Annotated in this window: 1 protein-coding gene; it reads left to right on the top strand. The window is 55.5% G+C overall.

Annotated elements, in window-relative coordinates; all coding sequences use genetic code 11:
• Positions 1-77: 77 nt before the first annotated feature.
• Positions 78-353, top strand: a 276-nt coding sequence (locus J4F42_12560) for a hypothetical protein (GenBank protein MCE2486340.1), incomplete at its 3' end; no start/stop codon positions are given.

The raw sequence follows: 353 nt of genomic DNA, 5'->3' as shown, positions 1-353 counted from the left end.
CGGCTACTTCAACCAGTATGGCTGGGAGCCAACAACACTGCGAGGTGATCACGGATCTCCTCCAGAGTGAGGCGGCGTTGGATCTGCTGGAATATGCGGGGGTTCCCGTTGAAGGGATCAAAAGAGTCCATCGTATCGCAACCAAAGCGATAGAAACGGTGGGGGAATATGACCGCTGCAAGCAGAACTTTCCCAACGCCTGGAGGAGAAAATATCCCCCGCGCCACCATCCCCAGGCCCCGTATGACGAAACAGACCTGGTCCAAAAATGGTACGCCGACCAGTACAAAATCCTCCGTGCGCAGACATGTATCGTGGAACAGGTTGGCGCGGTGGGGGATTTGGTAGAAGAG

It is taken from the genome of Desulfurellaceae bacterium, from assembly GCA_021296095.1.
In the GTDB taxonomy this organism is placed as follows: Bacteria; Desulfobacterota; Binatia; order Bin18; family Bin18; genus JAAXHF01.
The sequence above is the reverse complement of the archived record's forward strand: the minus strand, read 5'-3'. Positions and strand labels throughout refer to the sequence as shown.